Raw genomic sequence first — 23,343 nt, forward strand, 5'->3', positions numbered from 1 at the left:
CGATGAAAGGATAGGTGGCCTATGCAGACGCAGATAGAGAAGGCTCCAGCTGGAGGTATGTGGGCGCGCGTGGCGAGACGCGTGCGCCTCTCCAGCTTAAAATACCTGGCCATCCTGCGCGTGAGCGTACTGAATAATCTGGCCTATATCATGGAGGTGTTCTTCCGCGCCCTAATGCTGGTGGTGCTGGTCTTTGTGCTGACACAGTTGTGGAAGACGACCTTCGCCCTGCGCGGGGCGCGCGTGCTCAGCGGCTTCACCATCGCGGACATGATCTGGTACCTGGTGGCCGCTGAGGCGATCGCCCTGAGCCTGCCAGCGCTGACCAGGCGCATCGACCAGGAGGTGCGCTCGGGCCAGCTGGCCTACCTGCTGGGACGACCGTCCAGCTACGTGCTCTACAACTACGCGCACTACCTGGGCGAGCGCCTGGTGCGCCTGCTGATGAACGCCGTGGTCGGCGCGCTGCTGGCTCTACTGATGGCTGGCCTTCCTCACTTCACCTGGCAAGGAGTGCTGGCGTGGCCGCTGGTCGCCCTGCTCGCGCTGAGCATCGACTTTGTGATGCACTTCAGCATCGGCCTGCTGGCCTTCTGGAGCGAGGAGACGCAGTCGTTCTCGCTGATCTTCAGCCGGCTGACGCTGGTGCTGGGAGGCGTGCTGGCCCCGCTGGAGATCTTCCCGCAGCCACTGCGCAGCATCGCGCAGTCCCTGCCGTTCAGCGCCATCCTCTACGGACCCTCGCGCACGCTGGTCCATTTCGAGGCCGCGCGCCTGCTCTCGCTGCTGGTGCAGCAGTGCCTGACCCTGCTGGCCGTCATCGCTATTATGCTGATCATCTACCGCTTTGCCTTACGCCGCGTCAACATCAATGGAGGTTAAAGAGAGGATGGAATACGTCAAAACCTGGCTCAAGCGCTGCGTGTCGGAGCTGCGACTGATCGCGGCCTACTCGGTGGCGAACGTACAGTCCGCGCTTGAGTATCGCTCCGCCTTTATCGTGCAGGTCGTCTCCATGGCTGCCAATGACTCGTTGTGGCTCTTCTTCTGGTGGAACTACTTCAAGCAGTTCCCCCTCGTCAACGGCTGGCGGGGCACGGATATCGTCATCTTATGGGCGGTTGCCGCCGGTGGTTTCGGCGTTAGTGTCACCGTCTTCGGTAACGCGCGCCAGATCCCTGCGCTGATCATGAATGGTGGCCTGGACGCCTACCTGGGCATGCCCCGTTCCGTACTGCTGCACGTCTGCATCGCGGCCACCGATCCAGCGGCCTGGGGCGATCTTCTCTTTGCCGTCGGCGCCTACCTGCTGCTGGTGCGCCCCGACCCATGGAATATCGCGCTCTTCTTCCTGCTGCTGCCGCTGACCGCACTCATCTATACATCATTCCAGGTCCTGCTTGGCTCGCTGGCCTTCTTTCTCGGCAACACCGAAGGTCTGTCCCAGCAGGCTTTTAACGCGTTGATCTCGTTCAGCTCGTATCCGATGGACATCTTCAATGGTGTCGTACGCGTACTGCTTTTTACCGTGTTGCCGGCCGGCTTCATCTCATTTGTGCCGCTGCAGCTCCTGCACCGCTTCTCATGGCCGCTGCTGGGCGCCATGCTGAGCGTTGTCCTGATCTTCATCCTGAGCGCCATCGCCCTCTTCCACGCCGGACTGCGCCGCTACGAAAGCGGCAACCTCATGGGCGCCCAAATATAACGTAATACCGCCCCCTCACCGGGGGCGGCCGCCACCATAGGTTCGGACCTCGCGTCCGATTAATGCGCCCGATTATTTGCGCGTGCCTCGATAGGCGATGGGACCCTCATTCACGCGCTGGAAGTAGCCAAAGAAGCTGCTCATATCGCTGGCAAAGCTGATAGCGAAGGAATTTCCCTGCTGGTCGCGCCAGGAAATGTTGGCGGGCGGTGACCCCGTGCCCGCGTCAATGCTGAAGCTGAGGTCGGAGGCCGTGTGCCAGGAGGTAATCGCCCCCCATGAATTCTGCGTCGCGTAGGTATAGGTGGTCTCATTCCTGGCGGCTTTCTCCCCTGAGGAATGGGCAAAAGCCGTTCCCCCTCTGCCCATCAGCAGCGTCGCCATACCAGCCGTACCCGTACCCATAATAAAGTCGCGCCGACCGCGCACCATCTTTTTGTTTTTCATCACATCTCCTTTTCCGTCATCTTATAAGCGAAACGACTTCATGATATAGGAACTCATATTAAGTTCCTAATATCATCTTACCGGCAAAAACCAAAAATATGATGAGAAGCTATGTACCCGATGCTGTAAAATCTGTGAATTCAGTCGTTTTGCTAATGAAATGTATATTTTCTATTTCTAAGGTTGGATGAAGAACCGACCGCGTATGACCAGGGGGGGATTGGTATGATTGATCTGGTCGGTCACCAGTTGGGGAATTATCGTGTGCTGCGCCGCCTGGGGCGTGGTGGATTCGCGGATGTCTATCTTGGTGAGCAGATTCATCTTAAAAAAGATGCCGCCATCAAGGTGGTGCGTACACCATTTACGGAGGATCAGAGCGCAGCCTTCCTGCAGGAGGCACGCATCATGGCGCACCTTGAGCATCCGCATATCGTGCGTGTGCTCGATTTCGCGGTCGCCTCGGGTATCGCCTACCTGGTGCTTGAATATGCGCAGGGTGGTACGTTGCGAACCATTTGTCCACGAGGGACCCGACTTCCCATGGATACGCTTTTGCGTGTGCTCAGGCAGGTAGTCTCGGCCCTGCAGTATATCCACGACCAGGGCCTGGTGCATCGCGATATCAAGCCGGAAAATATCTTGTTGGGTTCACAGGGAGAGGTGCTGCTCAGCGATTTTGGCCTGGCGGTCTTCGCGCCATCTATGCACCTCTATAGCACACAGGACGGTCTCGCGACCGGCGCGGGTACCTCGGCGTACCTGGCACCCGAACAGATGCGGGGCCGGCCGCAGTCAGCGAGCGACCAGTATTCGCTGGGGGTCGTGCTCTTTGAATGGTTGACGGGCACTCTGCCCTTTCAGGGATCGCCGATCGAGGTTGCGATGCACCATTCGTTGACGCCGCCGCCTGCCCTGCGCACGCTGCGATCCGATCTCCCACCAGCCGTTGAGCAGGTGGTGATGAAGGCGCTGGCCAAGGAGCCGGGGCAGCGTTTCGCCCGTGTGCAGGACCTGGCGCTGGCTCTAGAGCAGGCCGTGCGCGACGTGCCCGCTTCTCTCACTCCCCAACCTATCACGGCTTCGCTTTCTTCCGGGGCAAGTGGCAAGCATACGGAAGATCCACCTCCTACACCCGAGTTGCGTGGGAACGCCCCTGTATTTTTCACGCCTCTGCTCGGACGCGAGCAGGATGTGGAGCGCGTCTGCGCCTTGCTGCGGCAGCCGGACGTGCGCCTTCTGACCCTGGTGGGGCCGGGCGGCGTGGGAAAAACGCGCCTTGGCTTGATGGTCGCCACGCGCCTGTGCGCCTCCTTTGTGGACGGAGCCTGCTTCGTCTCACTGGCTCCCATCAGCGATGCCCGGCTGGTCCTCCCTACCACGGCGCAGCAACTGGGGGTGAAAGAGGAGGGGGAGCGGCCCATCCTGGACCTGCTCATCGCCGCTCTGCGAGACCGCCATCTACTGCTGTTGCTGGATAATATGGAACAGGTCGCGTCAGCGGGGCCGTTGCTCGTCGACTTGCTGGCCGCCTGCCCACGCCTCAAGCTCCTGATTAGCAGCCGCGCCCTGCTGCACCTGGATGGTGGGCAGGCCTTTTCGGTTCAGCCACTGGCTCTGCCCGACCTGCAGCATTTACCGGGACAGGAGGCGCTGGCTCAGCAGGCGGCGGTGGCGCTGTTTGTGCAGCGCGCTCAGGCGCAGCAGTCCGATTTTCGCCTGACCGAAGCCAACGCCCCGGTCATCGCGGAGATCTGCGCGCGCCTGGACGGCCTCCCACTGGCGATCGAACTGGCGGCCGCGCGCAGCCGTTTGCTGACTCCTCAGGCTCTACTGGCACGGCTCTCTCCGCGCCTGGCACTCCTCACCAGGGGGGACGCGACGCTGCCCGCGCGCCAGCAGACGTTGCGCAGCATGTTGCAGTGGAGCTATGACCTGCTGGATAGCTATGAGCAGCGCCTCTTCAGTTATCTCTCTATCTTTGTCGGCGGTTTTACGCTGGAGGCCGCCGAGCGTGTGTGTGGCGCATTGCTGCGCGATGAGCGGGACGCGGCGCTTCTGGATGGCGTGGATCTGCTGCTGGAGAAGAGTCTGTTGTATCTCGTGGAGCAGCCAGCGGGCGAGGCGCGTTTCTCCATGCTTGAGACAATCCGTGAATACGGCCTGGAATGTTTGCAGACCAGCGGACAACTGGAGGACGCGCGGCGGGAACACGCGCTTTACTACCAGGACCTGGCGGCCGCGGCGGGCGCGGATATCAGCAGTCCCGAAAAGGGGCGCTGGCTCGATCAACTGCAGCGCGAGCAGGATAACCTGCGCGCCGTTCTGAACTGGTTGCTTGAGCGCGGTGAGGCGGAGCAGGCCCTGAACCTGTGCAATGACTTGTTCTGGTTCTGGTGGACGCGCGACTACCCGAGCGAAGGGCGTATGTTTCTGGAGCGTGGGCTCTCCCTCATTGGGGATCGACTGTGCGCTACCCGGGGCTGGGCGCTGCAGACTCTAGGCATCCTGGTTAGCAACCAGGGGAACTTTGCCCACGCCGTAGAGCTCTGGCAGGCCAGCCTGGCCCTGTTCGAGCAGATAGATGGCACGCTGGGCAGCGGTTGGGCACTCAGCAATATTGGCATCGCTACCATGTACCAGGGGAAATATACGGAGGCGCAGCAGATCCTGGAGAAGAGCCTGGCCCTGTTCCGTCAACTGGACGCGCGCGGAGAGCGCAGTCCCGCGCAGATAGGATCTTTACCTGTGTCGGGCGGCGTGGCTTTTACCCTTCATCGCCTCGCCTCTATCGCCAATCTGCAGGGAGAGTATGCCCGCGCCAGTACACTCGCCTCGGAGAGCCTGGCGTTCTTCAGGACAACCGGAGATGGCCTTCGTATCTCCCCCATTCTGGAGATCCTGGCCGTGGCGGCCATCAACCTGGGCCAATATAGCCGTGCCCGAGCTTTTCTGGACGAAAAGCTCGCCCTCGACCGTGAGAACGGCGTCAAACGCATCATCGGCATTACGCTCATGCTGCAGGGTCAACTGGCCTTTCTGCAGGGCGAGATTGATCGGGCGCATGACCTGCTGACTGAGAGTATCGCCATCTTGCGAGAGATCGCATCGAACTGGCGACCGTCCCAGGATAACCTGGCCGAGGCGCTCTCCCTCTATGCCCGTGTCGTCGAGCGCCAGGGAGATCCGGTCCGGGCGCGAACCCTGCACGAGGAGAGCCTGGAGGCGGCGCGCCACATGTCCACTCCCCACATCCTCGCCTTCAGCCTGGAAGGGCTGGCCGCTATCGTAGCATCCCAGGGCAATCCCTCCTGGGCGGTCCGCCTTTGGAGCGCGGCCGAGGCCCTGCGCGCGAGCAGGGGAACGCCCCTGCCGGCCGCCTGGCGACCCGATCATGAGTGCGCCATCGCCATTGCCCGTGCCACCCTTCCCGAACAGTTGTTCTCCAACCTCTTATCCACGGGACGAACCCTCCCGCTTGAGCAGGTTCTCTCCGACCAGCAACCCGTTTTGCCATCACCAGTTGAGCAGGAGACCACCATCAAAGCGCCATCCCCCTCATCCCCTGGTGGCCTCTCTCCACGCGAAATAGACGTACTGCGCCTGCTGGCCCGTGGCCTCACCAGTGCCCGGATCGGCGAACAATTGACCATCAGCCAGGTCACGGTCAACGCGCACATACGCTCGATCTACAACAAGCTCGGCGTCAGCACCCGTATCGCCGCCACCCGCTACGCCATCGAACACCACCTCCTGTAGGTTCGGCCCTTGCGGCCGATTTCCGCTTCCCGCACGAAACGCCCCCATATGTTCGGCCCTCGCGGCCGATTTTTGTTCCCTCAATCACGTACGACACAAAAGAGACCCGCCACCGTGCGCCGGGCACGTGGTGCGGGTCCTTTCTGTGCCGTAATGGCGCTATTTTTTGACTCCGTGGACGGTGGTGACCGATGTGGCGGGCACCCATGCTTCACGATGGTTGTAGTTGATCTCATACCAGAGGTTGTCGGTGCCATCCTCATTGGTGGTGATGACGGACGCGAAGATGGAGTTGTTGGGAGCGTAGCCGATGACGGTGGCGCCGGTTGCTGGCTTGCCGTAGATCGGCACATCCTTGCCGTCGCTCGATGTCAGGGTCACCGGTGTGCCGTGCCCCTTTATTACCGCGTCGGGCGGCACGGCCAGCCAGGCCAGGTGCGCGTGCTGCACGATGCTGGATGGATTGCTATGCTCCTGGTCCGATTCGCCATACCAGATCTCGTACATCATGTTGCCAGTGCCAGCGGGATCTTTGACTTTGGCAAGATAATAGTAGCTCATGTTGCTCTCGACGTTGTTGGTCTCATCCGTGACGTCGGTCGGATCTACCAGTTGTGGAATAAGGCCCGATCTGGTGCTGGGACCATTGTACAGGTAGAAGAAATTGAAGTTGGCCGGGGTCTCGGTCCCGTTGCCACCCAGCGGGCGCGCCGCCGTTTTTGGCTTCAGGCTGATGATATGCGGATCGGTTGGGCCGTCCGCGAAGGGGATTCCCTGCTTGTGGATGAGATTCAGGTAGTAGGTCCAGAGCCAGTAGGGACCCGGATCAACGTGGTTGGTGGTCAGAATCGGCGATGGTACCGTGCCGTGCGATACCACGTGCTCGTGATCCAGTGGGATGTTGAACTTGTCCAGCAGGTAGGCGGTGAGCCTGGCCGAACCCAGATACTGGGCCGCGTTATACCACAGATAGCCAGTCGCATCCCAGCCGATATGCTCGATGCCGATCGAGTGCTGGTTATACCAGAAGTTGCCGACCTGGTAGGCCACGTCCTTATCATGCAAGAACTGGTAGACCGTGCCATCGGTATCCACCACGTAATGGATGCTGACGGCGCTATTGGGGTCCTGGAACACGTTGAACGTGCCCTCCAGCGACTCCTCGGTGTCGTGGATGACCACATAATTGACCGTCAGATCATCTGGTCGATTGGCATCCTCATAGGTACAATGGGGATAGCCGGCGGGCACGATATTACAGTCGAAGGTATTGGGATCGACGATACAATCGACTGCCCCCGGATAATCCACGTTGCCGTCGTTTTTACATCCCGGTGCCGTAGTGATGGCCTTCACCGGGGCGGCCGTTGACGTATTGGGCTGCACATGTTGTGGCGCGAGCGTAACGGTCTCACCGCTATCCGTCGGCGCGCTAAAGCCGCTATTGAGCAACTTATAGAGCGCGTCGGCATACATGATGGCCGTCGCGTGCGTCTCAGAATGGCTATATTGCGCGATCTCACCATACCAGTCCGCCAGCTTCGTAGGCTCCGTATGGCTGGGAGAGAGCTTGATCGCCTCATCCTTCAGCACGGCCGCGCCGCCGCGAATGTTCAGGGTGATATCGTTCTTCACTTGATCGGTCGATACGCCCAGCTTTTGAGCGGCCAGGGACAGCGTATCGGCGCGCTTATTCTGCATGAGGTGCATACAGCCGAAGCCATGGTCCAGGCTCGGTTTGCCTTGATGGTTGCTCAGGCGGCCCTCCATATAGCAGAGCCCCTTCAGCAGTTCCGCCGGAACGCCGGTCTCCTTAGAAGCCTGTGCGATCGCATCGTTAACGCTCGCATTCCCCTGAGAGGCCGCGGTAGCCGCATAGGCGCTGCTGCTCATCAGCCCGATAGCGGTGGAACACAGCAAACAGAGAAGTGAGGGGATTAACACGAAATACTTGAAATACAAAGATCGAGGAGATTTTTGCATCCGTGCAAAACCTTTCATTGATAGGTTCAAGCACACGTTTAAGGTACGCATGAACAAATAGCAATAGAAATGCCATAATCATGATTCTTTCATACAGAAAGCAGATCACAGTATCGAAAAGTAGAATGCCCGGCTCATACATAATAGTATAAAGACGCATCAACAATATGTCAACCAAAAACAGAAAATGAATAAATACATTCATAAGCCCCCGTAGGTGCTGGGCTTGCCCCAGCTTGGAGCCGTCAGGCGACCCCGTGCCCGGGCGCGCACGTTCCTCTTGTCTCCCCGCCTTCGGCGGGGAAGGGGATGGGGGATGGGTGGGGGACGCCCCCACGCCCCCGGCAGGAGGGCCTCGGCGGCCCTCCTGCACCTCCTGCCTGTGGTAGGGAGAGGGGGGAGGGATGGGCTTACAGGTATAGGTCTTTTGGAGCGGGGTCCAGGGGCGGCAGCCCATGGCGGGGTTTCAGGGGTGTCCCCTGATTTTCCCTCTCCTTGTGCCGCCGTCAGGCGGCACAAGCGGGTTCAAGGGGCAAGGCCCTTGAAAACCTATACTTGAAAGGACGCCCTCACGCCCCCGGCAGGAGGGCTGCCGAGGCTCTCCTGCCTCTCCTGCCTGTGGTAGGGAGAGGGGAGGAGGGATGGGTGGGGGACGCTCCCAGGCTCCGGCAGGAGGGCCGCTGAGGCCCTCCTACAACCATCCGCCTGCGGCGGGAAAGGGGTCGCTGGCCGTTTCTAAGCGGCCCAGGGGGCGGAACCTGTCTACACGGTGCCAGCGGTGCCCACCGAGGTGAAGTTCAGCGTGCCGCCGTTGCTCTCCTGGGCATTGACGTTGCCGGTCGCGCCCTGCCAGGAACCATTGGCGAAGCGGATGGTGTGCCAGAGGGCTTTATTCAGGCCGACCGCCCCCACCTGAAGATCACCGGCTACATTGGCGCAGTCAACATCCGAGAAGCGCAGACTCCCGCCGTTGCTCTGCTGATTGTTGACGTTGCCAAAGGAGGACTGCCAGGAGCCGTTGGCGAAGCGGATGGTATGCCAGAGGACGCCTTTTTCATCGGTCGCCGTTACATGCAGGTTCCTATCGATGGCGGCGCATCCTACCGAGGTGAAGCGCAGCAAGCGGCCGTTGCTCTCCTGATTATTGACGTTGCCAAAGGAGGACTGCCAGGAGCCGTTGGCGAAGCGGATGGTATGCCAGATGGTGCCGTTTCGATTGATCGCGCACACATGCAGATTTTCGCCCACGGTGGCGCAATCAACATCCGTGAAGTGCAGCAAGCGGCCGTTGCTCTCCTGATTATTGACGTTGCCAAACGTGGGTTGCCAGGAGCCATTGGCCATACGGATGGTGTGCCAGATGGTTCCCATGCTGGTCAGTGCCGCCACGTGCAACTTACTGCTCGTGGTGCCAGCGCAGCTCACATCACTGAAACGCAGCATCTTGCCATTGCTCTCCTGGTTATTGACGTTGCCGAAGAAGGGTTGCCAGGAGCCGTTGGCCAGGCGGATCGTATGCCAGATGGTTCCATCACGCGTTACCGCCGTCACATGCAGGCTGTCGAGGGCGCCCCCGCAATCGATATCGGTGAAGCGCAGCGTGCCGCCGTTGCTCTCCTGGGCATTGACGTTGCCAAACGCAGGTTGCCAGGAGCCGCCGGGATAGCGGATAGTATGGTAGATTCTGCCATCGGTTCCCAGCGCACAGGTCTGCAGGCGCGTCGTACCTATGGCGCGCTCGCTCATCTCCCACCGGGCTATTTCTCTCTCCTCCCAGCATGGTATCCTGGGGGCCACGGCGGCCTCGGCGACTGGCAGGCGACCGTCGAGCAGGTGCAATCCTACTACGCTCGCCCCCAGCACCAGTCCCTGCGTGAAAAGGGCCCGACGACCAATTGAACGCGGTGTGGCTTCAGCCACCCTACCATTCGAGCCGCTCCGCTCTTCGTGCTTCCCCAAAGAAGTATCCTCCGATGAAACCATTGACACGTTCCTCCTCACTTCTCCCATGGAGATGTTTATCTTTACATAAAAATGGGCTTTATCCTCTTACAGTTTACCTGTGCCTCAAAATAAACCTCATGCTCGGCATCGCAAGAAAATAAATAATGTCATGACCTCTACTACGCGCGATCCCTGTAATGGCAGTTAGCCCGCGTCGCGACTGGATTGGTCGCCCCTGTGAGGCAGGGCCATTTAAAAGTAGCGAACAGCGGGGTCAAGGGGCGGCTAGCCCCTTGCGGGGTGCGGGCGAGCATGCCGGGGGCATGATCAGTCCCCGCTCACTCCTCCCTCTCTCACCGCCGCCGAAGGCGGCGAGAAAAGACTTTTAAATGGCCCTGCCTGTGAGGAACATAATTTTGACAGATTCCAATTTAAGATGGCAGAATGGAGTGACAACGTCACGCGACGGAAGTAGCCCGAAAACTTTGGAGAGCGACGGAGTGTAGTTATAGCGCTTATATAGATCGAGCAAGAGGAGGACGCCGATGTCAGATGTCAGGGACGCCAACGTATCGCGAGAGAGGGCTTACCAGAATCGCATGAGCCAGCAGGAGGCGCTGGCATTGTGCGACACGCTTCCGAGCGTGGATATCGAGACCCTGACGGGCCTCTGGCGTGGCAGCGAGGTCTCGACCAACCATCCGATGGATGGATTGCTGGCAGCGTGTGGCTGGTACGGAAAAGAATTTATCGACCGCGACCATGTTCATCCGCTACAGTTCGCGGATCGGCGGGGAGTGCTCTTCGCCATCGATCCCCAGCGGCTCCCACTCTCCATTGGCCTCAAATTGCGCTTCTTGCTGCGCACCCCGCTGACGCGTCGGGCCGTGTTGCTGTTGCGTATCCTCCTGCAGACCCGGCGCACCCGAGCTCGCGTACGCATGCTTGAGTATCGCGGCAAGCTCAGCGCCACCATGATCTACGACAACCTTCCCATCTACGATACCTTCCGCCTCATCGACCACAATACCCTCCTCGGCATCATGGACTACAAAGGCATGGAGCAACCCTTCTTCTTTAAGCTGCGCCGTGTTTGAGCGTGCCCTGGCCTGGGGAACGCAGGCGTTCCCGCTCTCTGTTTTATGCGGATGCAGCAAGCGCGCAGGCGCGCACCTGTACTGGTATTCTTACTCACTTTCGGGGTAAAATAACTTCATTGCATGAGGTTTTCATCCTCACTACCCATGAAACAAGGATGACAGGATAGACGTTTGCCTATCTGTGAGTCTCCAAAGTTGACCAGGGCCTGGAAAAGAATAAAGTGGACATTTTGAAACTGGCTAACGACTTGCATCTCGGCCATGTCTAGTTCATTGAAGAGAAAATTTCTGGCAAAGTTACCCGGCGGAAACAACAGATCGCTGTTATTCAGGAGCAGGCCCAGGCGGGCGATACGATTATTGTCGGTGAATTATTCCGCCTGGGCCGAAGCATGCTGGAATGCATGGAAATCCTCTCCCTGGTCATGCAGAAAGGCATTTACATCTATGCAGTCAAAGGCAACTGGCAGATGCATAACCTCTTCTTATCAGCAAAAAGGAGCTCAGCAAGGGTATGCTTGCCCTGAAGCTTGAGAAAGGAGCAAAAAGCATCTATGAAACTTCTCGAAGCCAGCGCAGGGCGTGAGGCGGTCAAAGGGAGCGTCACGGTGTGGCGGCCCTGGCAGATCAAACAGTTCGAACTCTTCCAGGGAGTGGCCGTCTCTACCCCCTCTCGCCAGCTTTTGATTCAGGAGTACCTGATTATCTGCGCGCATTCAGGGACAGCGGACTTCCAGTACCGAAACGCTCGTTTCAGCGGCCCCCTCATCAATGGGACTCTTTGTGTCGTCGAGCCTGGAGAATCCTGGACCGGCCAGAAGAAAGACTTCACCTTCTATCGTCTCACAATTGATCCTGCCTGGCTGCAACAGTTCGCCACCGAACTGCTGCACAGGGAGAAGAGCTTGCCCCATTTTCCCAGCCAGACCTTCTTTGATCCGTCTTTGAGCCAGGCCGTGTATGACCTTGCGAGAAGATCGCAGGCTCCGGCTTCTCGTTTGCAACAGGAAGAGACGCTGTTGCACCTGGTGGCTTCGTTGCTGCTTTCCCATGCCGAAAATGCTCGCATACTACCTCAGTCGGGCAGGGAACACCCTGCTATCAAGCACACGAAGGACTATCTGCAAGCACACTACGCCCAGGAGGTGTCGCTGCAAGAACTGGGTGGTCTGGTACACATGAGCCCCTTTCATCTCGCTCGTGTCTTCCGCCAGGCCGTTGGCTTGCCTCCCCATGCCTACCAGACCGAGTTGCGCCTGGCGCGTGCCAGGACATTACTGGCACAAGGGTACGACGTGAGCTTTGTAGCCAGTGAAACCGGCTTTTTTGATCAATCGCACTTCACCCAGCAGTTTAAGCGCCGCTACCTGGTGACACCAGGAACTTACCGCAAAACCGCAAGATTTTCCTAGATCCCCTTGCTGAAGCAGGCTATTCTGGCAGCAGGACAGCGGTGAAGGCGGAAATTGCTCGTCCATCTGGTTCGTGCATTTCCCCTCGCGAAGACCGTGATGGGATTCGGAAGACCTGCGATCATCCAATCTATCACGGGGACTCAACATGGAGAGCAACTGTGCAATATTCGGGTCACAATGTGCTTTCCTTTCAGGTTATTCGACCTCGCTGTTCTCTCAAAGGCTCAGATACACCGTATGAGCAAGGAAACATCAATGAGCAAGGAAATATCAATGAGCAAGGAAATATCAATGAGCAAGCACGACCTCGACCGGCTTCTCATCGTTGGACCAAACGATGGTGAGTCGTTCTGGGTCGGCGGTCACCAGATCACGATCAAGGCCAGCAGCACAGACACCGACGGCCACTATGGGCTGATCGAGTCGCACGCCTCGGTGGGCGGCGGCCCGCCGCTGCACATCCATCACGGCGTTGACGAGGCCGTATGGATCATCCAGGGGCAGGTGCGCTTCCGCTGTGGTGAGCGGGACTTCACTGTCGGACCGGGCTCCTTCGTGCTGCTGCCGCGCGACGTGCCGCATACTTTCCTGGTCGTCGGCGACCAGGACGCTATCATGCTCGGCCTGCTGACACCAGGCGGCAGTGAGCGTTACTTCGCCGACATCGGCGTGCCAGTCACCTCACCCACTCCTCCCCCGCCGGGGCCGCCGGACCCCGAGGTCATTCGGCGTGCCGACGAGAGATGGAACACCGAGTCGGTGGTCGGACCGCCGCTGAGGCCCAACAACTGACACGATTGACGGTCTGACTACCGCACTTCCCAACGGCCAGCGAACCCCCCCAGAGCTTTATCTCCCCCTTCTCCCCAGTAGGAGGTGTAGAAGGGCTCGTCGCCCTCCTGGCTGGGGCCAGGGGGTGTCCCCCAGTGTTTTCCCTCCCCCCCTCCCTCTCTCTCCAGTAGGAGGTGCAGGAGGGCGACGAGCCCTCCTGCGGGGGCCAGGGGGTGTCCCCCAGTGTTTTCTCCCCCCTCTCTCCAGTGGGAGGTGCAGGAGGGCGACGAGCCCTCCTGCCGGGGGTCTGGGGGTGTCCCCCAGAGCTTCCCTTCCCCTCTCACTCCCGAGTAGGAGGTGCAGGAGGGCGACGAGCCCTCCTGCCGGGGGTCTGGGGGTGTCCCCCAGAGCTTCCCTTCCCCCCTCACTCCCGAGTAGGAGGTGCAGGAGGGCGACGAGCCCTCCTGCCGGGGGTCTGGGGGTGTCCCCCAGGCTTTCCCTCCCCTCTCTCCCCGCCGAAGGCGGAAATAAAAGGCATGTTATACCTATAACGTATCCTTCTGGATTAGTTTTTACTTAGTTTTAAACGAAACGCTATCAAAAATAATTGGAACTCAAAAAGTACTATACTCTCTTGTTTTATGTATGATTATATAGCAAACTAAGAATAGCATATAAAAATCTATTTGATGATCGAACGATAGAAATGTAAAGCTTTGTAGCGTGAGGAGTGACTGTGTATGGATAGCAAGCGCCCATCTCCTTTAGAGGACAAAAATAGCCAGAATGGCCATAATAGAGATACTAACTGGCATCCTCCACTGGATCAGCAGGGTCAGTCGACCAGTTCGATGAAGGCACTGCGCGTATGGTATGAGATCGCGACCCCCTCTGATGTGGCGGCGAAGCCTTCCTTTGCCACTCACGATAAGCAGCGCCGCCTCCGGCTTGCCAGCGTAATTCTGCTGCTCATGCTGGTGGTTCTGCTTGCCTTTATTCGTCTCGCGCTCCTGAGCCGTAATCCACTGCTCTTCCCCATTATCCTGGCGGGCATTGCTATCTGCCTGCTGACGATCTTCCTCAATCGTCGCGGGCATGTGACCGTAGTCGGCATACTGAGCGTTATCACCATCAATGCCGCCATCATGCTTAACCTGTTGAGCTCGCCATCTGGCCTGCTGACCATGAACGGCTTCCTCACCTTCGATCTCCTCGTCTTCTCAGAGCTGCTCGCGGTCTCCCTGCTCCCGCCGGTCAGCGTCTTTGTGGTGGCGGCCCTCAACATCGGCTGTATCTGCGCGGACCTCTTCCTGCAGGCGCACGCCCCGGACCTCGCGCACCTATGGGCCCAGGAATCATACACCCTGCTGGTGCGCCCCATCGCCCTGCAGGTGGTCGTGGCTGTCGTCACCTTCTTATGGGTACGCGGAGCCCTGCGCGCCTTCAGACGCGTTGACCGCATCCAGGAGGTTGAGCGCCTGCAACTCGCTCTGGCCGAGCAGAAGCGTGACCTGGAGGTGGGCATCCAGCAGATCCAGCAGACCCTGACCGAAGCCGCCAACGGCAACTTCACCGTACGCGTCCCGCTGGCGCAGGAGAACGTTCTCTGGACCGTTGCCTCCTCGCTCAACACCCTGCTGGCGCGTCTGCAGCGCTCCAATCAATCCGAATACGAGCTCCAGCGCATTCGTAGCGAAGTGCAGCGCCTTGTCAACAGCATCGACGAGGCCGAGGCCAGGCGTATGCCACCGCGCCTCTCGCCCACCGGCACCCTGCTCGATCCGCTCCTGAAGAAGCTGGCCGCTCGCCCACCCTTCCAGTCCGTCCCCGACCCCGACCGCCCGGCACGCACATGATCCCTCCAACGTAGGTGGCGGGCTCGCCCCGGCTTTCCCGCACCCGGCCGACCATGTTCCACCGCCGACGACCGGCCCTTAGCGGCCAAAGAATCTCTGGGTGAAGGTGGCGACGAAGCTCACCTCGATAAAGAGGCCGATGATCCCTTCGTAGGCGGAGACGGCTGTTTCCGGATTGGCCAGCGAGTAGGTGCCGGGGAGGAAGCCGCGACCGTGAAACGAGGTAATGCTGAAGATGAGCGCCTCGTGGTCGGAGAGCCCGCCGGTGGCATGATAGACGATGGCGAAGGCGAAGATGGTGACGAGGTAGATGGCCAGGCTGCGCTCCGGCTTGTAGCCATAGCCGGCCAGTAGATCGAGGAACCAGGAGAAGAGATATGAGGCGCCCGCGTGCAGCCTGCCCCATATATCAAGTAGGAGCCGCCTGATACCCGTGTGTCCCGCCTGTTCCTCGGAGAAGATGCTGGTGCCCCAGGCCAGGTAGCGCAGGAGAACCACGCGCTGCAAGACCAGGGCGCGATAGGCGAAGGGCATGGCCTCATCGTTCATCCCCTGTGAGCGCATGGCGTGGGCCAGCTGACGGTTAGCACGGGCGGCGCCCTGATAGCGATCCAGGTTCCGCTGCTTCTCCTTGATGGTCTTCTTGCTGTCCGCGCGGATCGAGAATGTTCTTGCCAAAGCTTCATCACCCAGACGCGGCATGCGGCGCCAGTTGATCAGCGACAGGTTGCAGTCGTTCCAGTGGATATCCGCCAGCAGCGCGCATCCCCAGTATGTATCATGGAGCGTGACCTTTTCGAGCAGCGTCGCGCTATCGAAATGGACATAACGTAGATCCGCCCCGGGAAGTCTGGCCTTGCGTAGATAGGCCCCTTCCATGTGTGCATACATCAGGTTGGCCTTCTCAAGGTGTGCGCCGCGCAGATACGACTCCTCTAAGCGGGCCTGGAAGAGGATCGCCTGCTCCAGATTGGTGAAGCGTAGCGAGGCATGTTGCAGACAGGCGCCGCGCAGGAGCGCTCCCTCAAGATGCGCCTCGCTGAGATTGGCGTGCTCCAGGTGGATGATCGCCTGCTCCCGTTGCTCATTCGTGGTCGCGACCCACTCCGGCTGTGTCAGCCCACCTCGCAGACCGGCCAGGGGCAGGCCGCGCAGATCGGCGCGCCGCAGGTCAGCCCCGCGCAGATCAAGCCCCTGCCGTTGCCGCTGGTTGACATCGCTCCAATCAACCGGGCCGCGTCCCTGCTCATGATTTACCAGCAGCCATTCGACATCGGCGCGCGTCAGCCTGATATCTTTAAATGGATAGATGCCCTGCTGAACGTCGGCCACCATGGCCAGGCGCTGCCGCAAGAACTCCTGACGCGCTGTGTCAATCTCCGCTTCCCTGCGCCATGCGGGGGGCACAGGAGGAGGCTGAGTTCTTTCAAGTGATTGTTCCTGCTGATTCATCTCTTTTCAATCGCACGGATACCCCTGCATTCATGCATGGGGAGGAGTGCGCTTCCTTTGGTATAACTATAGCCATCACTGTGATGCACCATTCGGCAGAAACGATAGCTGATTCCCTGGATCGTCTGGGTCGATGTCACAATAGTAAATGATCCGCTTGAACGAACTGCTACACGCCCGATATACGTGCCTTTCTTGATGCCAGTCGTCACGATGGCTTTGATGATGTCTCCCGTCTGGAAGCCTTTGACTTTCTTGTTGCCTTTGGCTGATGTGCGTGGGAAGCCATAGCGATCGGGACGGCACATCTGGCGTGAACCATGCCCTGTGGCAGTGATCAGTACCGGCACGATATCCTTTACGATCAGGACATCAGGCGTACTCTTGCCGACGTTGGCAGCATCTAACCAGTGCGTCTTCTGGAATGCTCTTGTCGTTCGATTGAACGTTGTCAAACCGCCGGAACCACATTCAATCGGGAGTCCCGTGGCCTTGAGTCTCTCAAAAAGCGCCCACCTCGTGGCGTTGACGGCGGCTGCATCCTTGAGAGGCTTCTTGGCCTGGGACTGGATACGCTTGAGTACCTCCGGTTTCTTTTTGAGGAATACCGCTATATCGAGCGTCCCTTTCGCTGTATTACACGCTTCACAGGCCAAACACAGATTTGAAATGCGATTGGTGCCCCCATTGGCACGTGGCTGTATGTGCTCTATCTGCAATGGCATGTCTTTCGATCCGCAATACGAACACGTTCGGTCCCACTTCTCCAGCAAATAGTGTCTGATCTCATATCCTGCGAGCGTTCCTTGTTGATATTCAACGCCGGACACCTCTGCATTCTGCATCAGTTGCATATCAAAGCGGACCAACTCCATACTGATGGCAGTGATACGACAAGAGCGAGACATCCGATTGACCCAGGTGAGCACGTTGGCAATGCGGCTTTCTAAGGATGGTGGGAGCCACCCCTTTTTCTTGTTCTTGCGATTATTGAACCGTGGTTTTCTGTATCGGGTTTTGCGTTGCCGACGAGATCGGCGCACCGTTCGACGATCATCAAGGGCGGCTTTAATCTTCTGTCCTCGATGCGATAACTCGGCAGCAAAGACCACCTCACCTGTGGCATCGTTGACAATCGCAAGACCAGTTGTCTTCGAACCAGGATCAAGCTTGATGCGTAGTGGCTGTACTGCTGGCTCCTGTACTTCAATTTTTAGGATGATCGTAAAGGGATAGCGTTTAAACACGGCTGCTTTCCCCTCGGAGAGCAAGATTCGTGCTCGTCCTGGGTGGACCGGATTCAATGGTCGCTGATAGGTATCTACAACGAATACGTTGGACATTGGTTGTTGCCCCTTTCAGAGCCTCCGTTTGCACGGGTAATGTGTGCCTCGCTAAAGTTATCGAGTGGTTTATCGCCAACGACACTGAGTTAACCCTTGTACCTCTGTTTAATCGCTGACCGTAGCGGGCAGAGCTGGCATGCACCCTGTCGTACCTCATTTCACTCGTAACGTAGGTTGTCTTTCAAACCTCAAGCTGGTCAGGTAGGCTTACCGAAGCAAGCCCCTAGCTTTAGCTATGGGGTTCCTGACTCGCATCCATTGCTGCGTTTTTTCTATCAATATGATAATGCATACTCAACATTAACGTCTAGAATTTGGATCATATAACAAGAAAAGCGATCACACAGGTCCGTTTTTATCGGCGATTGTACTCGTGACCGGGTGCCTGATGGCGCGATAGCCGAGCAGGTTGAGGATGGGCGAGGTGATCATGGTGGTGACCAGGGCCATCAGAACCAGGATGGCGAACATGGTGGAGGAGAGGATGCCCATCTCGTAACCGACATTGAGCACGATCAATTCGACCAGTCCGCGTGTATTCATCAAGAAACCCAGAACGAGCGAGTCTCGCCACGCTTCGCCCATCAGGCGCACCGAGAACGTGCCGCCACAGATCTTGCCGAAGCAGGCGATAGAAATGGTCAGGCCGCAGATCAGCCAGATGCCAGGGGATTGCAGCTGCCCGAGCTGGGTGCGCAGTCCGCTGATGACAAAGAAGATGGGCAGGAAGAGCAGATTGTTAAGCTTATCCATGTCGTGGAGCTCTTTGCTCAGCGCGCCCTCGCGCGGCATGATGATCCCGGCGATAAAGGCGCCAAAGACCGGATGGATGCCGATGGCATTGGTGATGAAGGCGGCCAGCAGCAGCAGGGTCAGGCTGATCGCTATCTGGAGCGACTGCGAAGAGATGACCGTCACAAGCCGTTTCAACAGTGGTTGCACGCCCAGCAGCATCGCGGCGAGAAACAAAATCGTCTCCCCGACGGTCAGGGCCGCTGTTGAGAATAGCTGTGCGTGAGAGGTGGAGGCGATAATCGCCAGCAGGCACCAGGCGACGACATCACCGGCGGAGGCACAGGTAAGGGCGAGCAGGCCGATCCTGGAGTGCAGCATGTCTTTTTCCGCCAGCAGCCGGGCCAGCACGGGAAAGGCCGTGATCGACATGGCGGTCCCCACCAGCAGAGAAAACGTCAGCGCGCTGGTATGTGGCCCCGCGAAGGCCGGATAGAGTCCCCAGCCTAAGAGGGCGCCGAGCACAAAGGGTAGCAGCATGCTATTCAGCGATGCCATGGCGGCCGTGCGGCTCTGGCGCAGCATCTGCCCGGTATCCAGGTGCGCCCCCAGGGCGAACATATACAGGATCAGCCCGATGTCGCCCAGCACCTGCAGCGTGGACAAAGCACTTGCCGGAAAGAGCTGCGACTGCAGACCGGGAATGAACAATCCTAAGAGCGATGGACCCAATGCCAGTCCGGCCAGGATTTCACCGATGACCCATTGCTGGCCAATCAGACGACAGAGGAAGCCCGCGACCTGCACCGTAATCAGAATCACGATCAGCTCCATAAGAATCTGCCCTGTGAGCATGAAGCGAGTCCTTTCCTTTTCAACGCATCAGACACCATCATGTAAGATCATCTATCTGTACGCTGAGCCCCGCTCTTTTTCCGCCATCGTGTTACCCTTTCGTATAACTCATAGGAGAGAAGAAAAATCGGTCATTGGAATCGAATGCATGGATGTTGCATATTAATGTGGGTGAGGGGAAATCTATGATATTGAAGAAAACAAGAAGGGAGAAAACGTGTTGGCAAAGCCGCAATCCTATGCCGCCTACGAGGATACATTTCCGTGTTCTGGCCAATACGATATCAAGAATGTTGATCTCATCTCGGTCTCTCGCTGTCCTCTGACTTTTAACACGCATATGTAAGCGGAGAGGCTCCGATTTTTGGGACTCTCCGCAATGATGATGTCAAAATGAGAATCAGCCTTCAATGGGTTCGATGGCGTCGCCAATCTGAATCACGCCGTCGGCGATAATCTGAGCATGCAATCCTCCGCGATGAATGAGCGTTGATAGTAGCGGCTTCTTGCCGGTCACCTCTACCAGGTGCTGACATGGCTCACAGATCTCGACGCCACGCAGCAGGGCTGAACCAACCCGAAAAGTCTGCCCGATCAAGTGCCCTAGGGGCACTCCCCGTGTGATAATGTTGCGCCGCGTTTCTCCGGGTTCCAGAACAAGATGATGATCGCGCTCTAGCCGTTCGAGTACTTCGGCCTCGATCAGCGAAATCTCGCGCAACGGGCCCGTAAACCAGGAGTAGAAGCCCTCCCCTTTGAAGTAACGATCTCCTTCCAATCCTTTCCCTGCCACGGCTCTCACCATTTGCAGGGCCTGCATCGGCGCGCCCACTGTATCGGCAATATGTATAGAGATGACATTTCCAGTCCACATATAAAAACCTTCCTATTTCTGCTTCTCACCAGGAAGCAAAGGGAACAAAAAAGCCGCGAGTCACGAAGACCCACGGCCTGCCTAAACAATGATAGATTAACCAAAAAGCAAATGACCGTGGATGCGTGTTTATGCATACCCACGGTCTAAAGTCAGCTAAGGAATGATTGAGCCTGTTCTCCTATATATAGAAAAAGGCACCCTCTAGAAAAGGGCAGAATCCACCCGTGGGCATGTCTGCCACGGATTATCTCCCGCCATTTCAACAGGCATCAGAATCTCCTTATCGCGATACAGGTCAAGAATATCCCTTTATTAGTGTATACGTGCCAACCTCATCCTGTCAATTGTCTGTTTTCACATGCGAAAACGCCTTGCCTCGAAGGCCGTTCCCATAATGATTGATGAACATACCTCCCGTAAGTACTTTGTCAAACTTTGTTTGATGGATTGTTCGACCGCTACGCGGGCGAGAGGGGGAGGAGTTGCCGGGGGCACAGCCCCCGAACCCCCAGTCAAGGGGCTAGCCGCTTGATCATGCCCCCGGCATGCTCGCTTGCATCCCCGCTCCCCCATCAAATGAACTTTAACAGAGCAGTAGGTTCAACCCTTGCGGTCGATTTCCCCTCGTCTCGCGACGATGTTCCTATCAACCGCCATGAACAGGATCGTGAGGCGTGGTCCCCGAGGCGGCCTGGATGATTTCGTGCAGGCGGCAGGGGTGCAGGGGCATCTCGCGGATGCGGACCTTCCAGGGTGAGAGCGCGTCGTCGATCGCGGAGGCGAAGAGGGCCGCCACCGGGATGGTCCCGGCCTCGCCGACCCCTTTGATGCCCAGCGGGTTGAGCGGCGAGGGCGTCTCGATATGCTCGACGGTAATGTCGGGGATCTCGGCGGCCGTCGGGATGAGATAGTCCATGAAGGTTGCGCTGAGCGGCTGCGCCGTCTCATCGAAGACGAGGCGCTCGAAGAAGGCGCCGCCGATCCCCTGTGCCACGCCCCCATGCACCTGTCCCTCTACGACCAGCGGATTGATCAGCCGGCCGCAGTCGTGGACGGCGACATATTTGACGAACGAGACCATGGCGGTGCGTGGATCAACCTCGATGATCGCCCCATGGATGCCGCTGGCGAAGCTGCCGTGCGGGGGACTGTAGAAGCCGTCGGCCTCCAGACCGGGGCCGCCGCGCTCGGATGGCAGGGCGGGTCCCGGCCGGGCGGCGGCCAGGTTCATGGCGGCCAGCGTACGCGCGCTCTCACCATAGGTGTAGCGCAAGGGATTGGCCTTGATGGCCAGCTGTCCCAGCGTCAGCGCGCGCTGCGGGGTCCCTTTGACAAAGGCCTTGCCACCCGCTAGCTCGATATCCTCGGGTAAGGCCTCAAGCAGTTCGGCGGCCAGCGTCCGCACCTTTTCTCGTACCTTGAGCGCCGCCAGGTGGACCGCCGAGCCGGCGATGGTGGCGGCCCGGCTGGCGAAGGTGCCGACGCCCCAGTAGAAGGCCTGCGAGTCCCCTTCCGTCACCAGCACATTTCCTGGCTCGATCCCTAGTTGTTCGGCCACGATCTGCGCGAAGACCGTCTGATGGCTCTGCCCCTGCGAGGTGACGCCGGTAGAGACGAAGACGCGGCCATCGCTCTCGACGCGCACGTGTGCCCCCTCATATGGCCCGATCGAGGTTCCCTCAACGTAGTAGCCAACGCCGAGTCCCAGGTAGCGGCCCTGCGCGCGAGCCTGTGCCTGCCGTATCGCGAAGCCGCCGTAATCAAGCAGCTCCTTGAGCTTATCCAGCGCGGCCTGGTAGTTGCCGCTATCGTAGCGTGTCGGTCCGCCATCCTGGTAGACCAGCCCAACGTCCCAGGGAAACTCCTCGGGCCGGATGAAGTTGCGCGCGCGCACCTCCAGTCGGTCCATGCCCAACTCGCGGGCGATGCGATCCATGATGCGCTCCATCACGAAGACCGCGTGGGGGCGCCCGGCGCCACGGTAGGGGCTCACCGGCACCTTGTTGGTGTAGAAGACGCGGCAATCGCTGGCGTAGTGCTTGAGTCGATAGGGTCCCGGCAGCGAACAGGCGGTAATAATCGGTACCATAATTCCGTAGGGCGTATAGGCGCCGGTATCGTGCTGGAAGACATCGCGTACGGCGAGCAGCTGACCCAGGTCATCGAAGGCGTACTCCACCTCGTGCAGCTGGCCGCGCTCCTGATTGGTCGAGATAAAGTTCTCGCGCCGATCTTCGATCCACTTGACGGGCCGGCCCAGCCGCATGCTGGCCAGTGGCGTTAGCACCTCCTCAGGATAGAAGAGCATGATCTTGGGACCAAAGCCGCCGCCGACATCGGGGGCGATCACGCGCACCTTGTGCTCCGGCAGGTGGAAGATGGCGGCCAGCCCGTTGCGCAGCGGGATCGGTGCCTGTGTTGAGATCCAGCAGGTCAGCATCTGCTCATAGCGATCCCAGCGCGCCACGATGCCGCGACACTCCAGCGGCATGGCCGCGCCGCGTTCCATCTCGAACGTCTCGCGTATCACATGAGGCGCGCTGGCGATCACTTTATCCGGACAGCCAACGCTCTGTACCAGGTGGGCCGCCAGATTGCCCGGAACGTCTTCGTGCACGAGCGGGGCCTCGGAGGCCGATGCCACCGCCAGGCTATGCACGGCGGGCAGCGGCTCATACTCCACATCGACCAGGCCTAGTGCGTCCTCGGCCAGATAGCGGCTCTCCGCCACCACAAAGGCGACGGCCTCTCCCACATAGCGCACATCGTGGGTAGCCAGGGGAAGCTGCGTGCGCGGCTGCGTCAGCGCCTGGTGCGGGATCAACAGTGGCGACGGCTCCAGCACCTCGCCCAGATCGGCGGCGCTCAGCACCATATGTACGCCCGGCAGAGCGCGGGCCGCCCGCGTATCGATGCCCCTGATCTTTGCCCGCGCGTAGGGACTGCGTAGCACAGCCGCGTGCAGCATCTCCGGCAGATCGATATCATCGACATAGGTCCCCTCTCCCCGCAGCAGGCGCGGATCTTCATTGCGCCGCACAGGAGCGCCAAACCAACGCGTCGCCATACCTCACCCCTTTCCTTTGAACAACGCACCCCCG

Annotated in this window: 16 protein-coding genes; 8 read left to right on the plus strand and 8 right to left on the minus strand. The window is 59.0% G+C overall.

The annotated features are described in order from the left end of the window. The first annotated feature begins 21 nt into the window (after nucleotides 1-21). On the plus strand, nucleotides 22-882 hold the full coding sequence (locus KTT_RS19875) for an ABC transporter permease (protein WP_126597652.1): 861 nt from the start codon (nucleotides 22-24) through the stop codon (nucleotides 880-882). 7 nt (nucleotides 883-889) lie between these two features. Then, nucleotides 890-1,705, plus strand: a complete 816-nt coding sequence (locus KTT_RS19880; protein ID WP_160145992.1) for an ABC transporter permease — start codon at nucleotides 890-892, stop codon at nucleotides 1,703-1,705. Between the two features lie 72 nt (nucleotides 1,706-1,777). On the opposite strand, the gene KTT_RS19885 is transcribed toward KTT_RS19880, so the two are convergent. Next, nucleotides 1,778-2,152: a hypothetical protein gene (locus tag KTT_RS19885; RefSeq protein ID WP_126597654.1), complete on the minus strand. Its 375-nt coding sequence runs from the start codon at nucleotides 2,150-2,152 to the stop codon at nucleotides 1,778-1,780. A 225-nt stretch (nucleotides 2,153-2,377) separates the two neighbouring features. Between KTT_RS19885 and KTT_RS19890 the strand changes: the two genes are divergently transcribed. Continuing rightward, nucleotides 2,378-5,911, plus strand: a complete 3,534-nt coding sequence (locus tag KTT_RS19890) for a protein kinase domain-containing protein (RefSeq protein WP_126597655.1) — start codon at nucleotides 2,378-2,380, stop codon at nucleotides 5,909-5,911. Nucleotides 5,912-6,070: 159 nt separating this feature from the next. Here KTT_RS19890 and KTT_RS19895 read toward each other — a convergent pair whose 3' ends face one another. Then, nucleotides 6,071-7,894, minus strand: a complete 1,824-nt coding sequence (locus KTT_RS19895) for an N-acetylmuramoyl-L-alanine amidase (protein ID WP_126597656.1) — start codon at nucleotides 7,892-7,894, stop codon at nucleotides 6,071-6,073. Nucleotides 7,895-8,656: 762 nt separating this feature from the next. Beyond that, nucleotides 8,657-9,877, minus strand: coding sequence for a PLL family lectin (locus KTT_RS19900; RefSeq protein WP_126597657.1), 1,221 nt, complete (start codon nucleotides 9,875-9,877; stop codon nucleotides 8,657-8,659). A gap of 506 nt (nucleotides 9,878-10,383) precedes the next feature. Between KTT_RS19900 and KTT_RS19905 the strand changes: the two genes are divergently transcribed. The 5 genes from KTT_RS19905 to KTT_RS19925 all read left to right on the plus strand — a co-directional run bounded on the left by KTT_RS19905 (nucleotide 10,384) and on the right by KTT_RS19925 (nucleotide 14,980). Beyond that, the gene (locus KTT_RS19905; protein ID WP_126597658.1) at nucleotides 10,384-10,935 is read left to right on the plus strand and encodes a DUF4334 domain-containing protein; all 552 of its coding nucleotides are present in this window, start codon (nucleotides 10,384-10,386) and stop codon (nucleotides 10,933-10,935) included. Between the two features lie 329 nt (nucleotides 10,936-11,264). Next, a complete protein-coding gene (locus KTT_RS37140; protein WP_235845851.1) occupies nucleotides 11,265-11,465 on the plus strand; it encodes a recombinase family protein in 201 nt (66 codons plus the stop codon). A 27-nt stretch (nucleotides 11,466-11,492) separates the two neighbouring features. Further along, the gene (locus KTT_RS19915; protein WP_126597659.1) at nucleotides 11,493-12,350 is read left to right on the plus strand and encodes a helix-turn-helix domain-containing protein; all 858 of its coding nucleotides are present in this window, start codon (nucleotides 11,493-11,495) and stop codon (nucleotides 12,348-12,350) included. A gap of 294 nt (nucleotides 12,351-12,644) precedes the next feature. Further along, complete coding sequence (locus KTT_RS19920; RefSeq protein WP_160145993.1) at nucleotides 12,645-13,145, plus strand: cupin domain-containing protein; 501 nt, start codon at nucleotides 12,645-12,647, stop codon at nucleotides 13,143-13,145. Nucleotides 13,146-13,864: 719 nt separating this feature from the next. After that, complete coding sequence (locus KTT_RS19925; protein ID WP_126597661.1) at nucleotides 13,865-14,980, plus strand: methyl-accepting chemotaxis protein; 1,116 nt, start codon at nucleotides 13,865-13,867, stop codon at nucleotides 14,978-14,980. A 78-nt stretch (nucleotides 14,981-15,058) separates the two neighbouring features. On the opposite strand, the gene KTT_RS19930 is transcribed toward KTT_RS19925, so the two are convergent. The 5 genes from KTT_RS19930 to cutA all read right to left on the minus strand — a co-directional run bounded on the left by KTT_RS19930 (nucleotide 15,059) and on the right by cutA (nucleotide 23,309). Then, nucleotides 15,059-16,432 (minus strand): pentapeptide repeat-containing protein, encoded by a 1,374-nt coding sequence (locus KTT_RS19930; RefSeq protein WP_126597662.1) that lies wholly within the window; start codon nucleotides 16,430-16,432, stop codon nucleotides 15,059-15,061. Beyond that, complete coding sequence (gene iscB / locus KTT_RS19935; protein WP_126597663.1) at nucleotides 16,429-17,775, minus strand: RNA-guided endonuclease IscB; 1,347 nt, start codon at nucleotides 17,773-17,775, stop codon at nucleotides 16,429-16,431. The genes KTT_RS19930 and iscB overlap by 4 nt, the downstream gene beginning before the upstream one ends. Before the next feature lie 342 nt (nucleotides 17,776-18,117). Next, entirely contained in the window at nucleotides 18,118-19,365 is a 1,248-nt protein-coding gene (locus KTT_RS19940) for a cation:proton antiporter domain-containing protein (RefSeq protein WP_126597664.1), read from the minus strand. A 400-nt stretch (nucleotides 19,366-19,765) separates the two neighbouring features. After that, on the minus strand, nucleotides 19,766-20,239 hold the full coding sequence (locus KTT_RS19945) for an MOSC domain-containing protein (protein ID WP_126597665.1): 474 nt from the start codon (nucleotides 20,237-20,239) through the stop codon (nucleotides 19,766-19,768). Nucleotides 20,240-20,888: 649 nt separating this feature from the next. Beyond that, nucleotides 20,889-23,309 carry an aerobic carbon-monoxide dehydrogenase large subunit gene (gene cutA / locus KTT_RS19950; RefSeq protein WP_126597666.1) on the minus strand — a complete coding sequence of 807 codons (2,421 nt, stop codon included), beginning with the start codon at nucleotides 23,307-23,309 and terminating at the stop codon, nucleotides 20,889-20,891. Nucleotides 23,310-23,343: the final 34 nt, after the last annotated feature.

This window comes from Dictyobacter aurantiacus (assembly GCF_003967515.1).
GTDB lineage: Bacteria > Chloroflexota > Ktedonobacteria > Ktedonobacterales > Ktedonobacteraceae > Dictyobacter > Dictyobacter aurantiacus.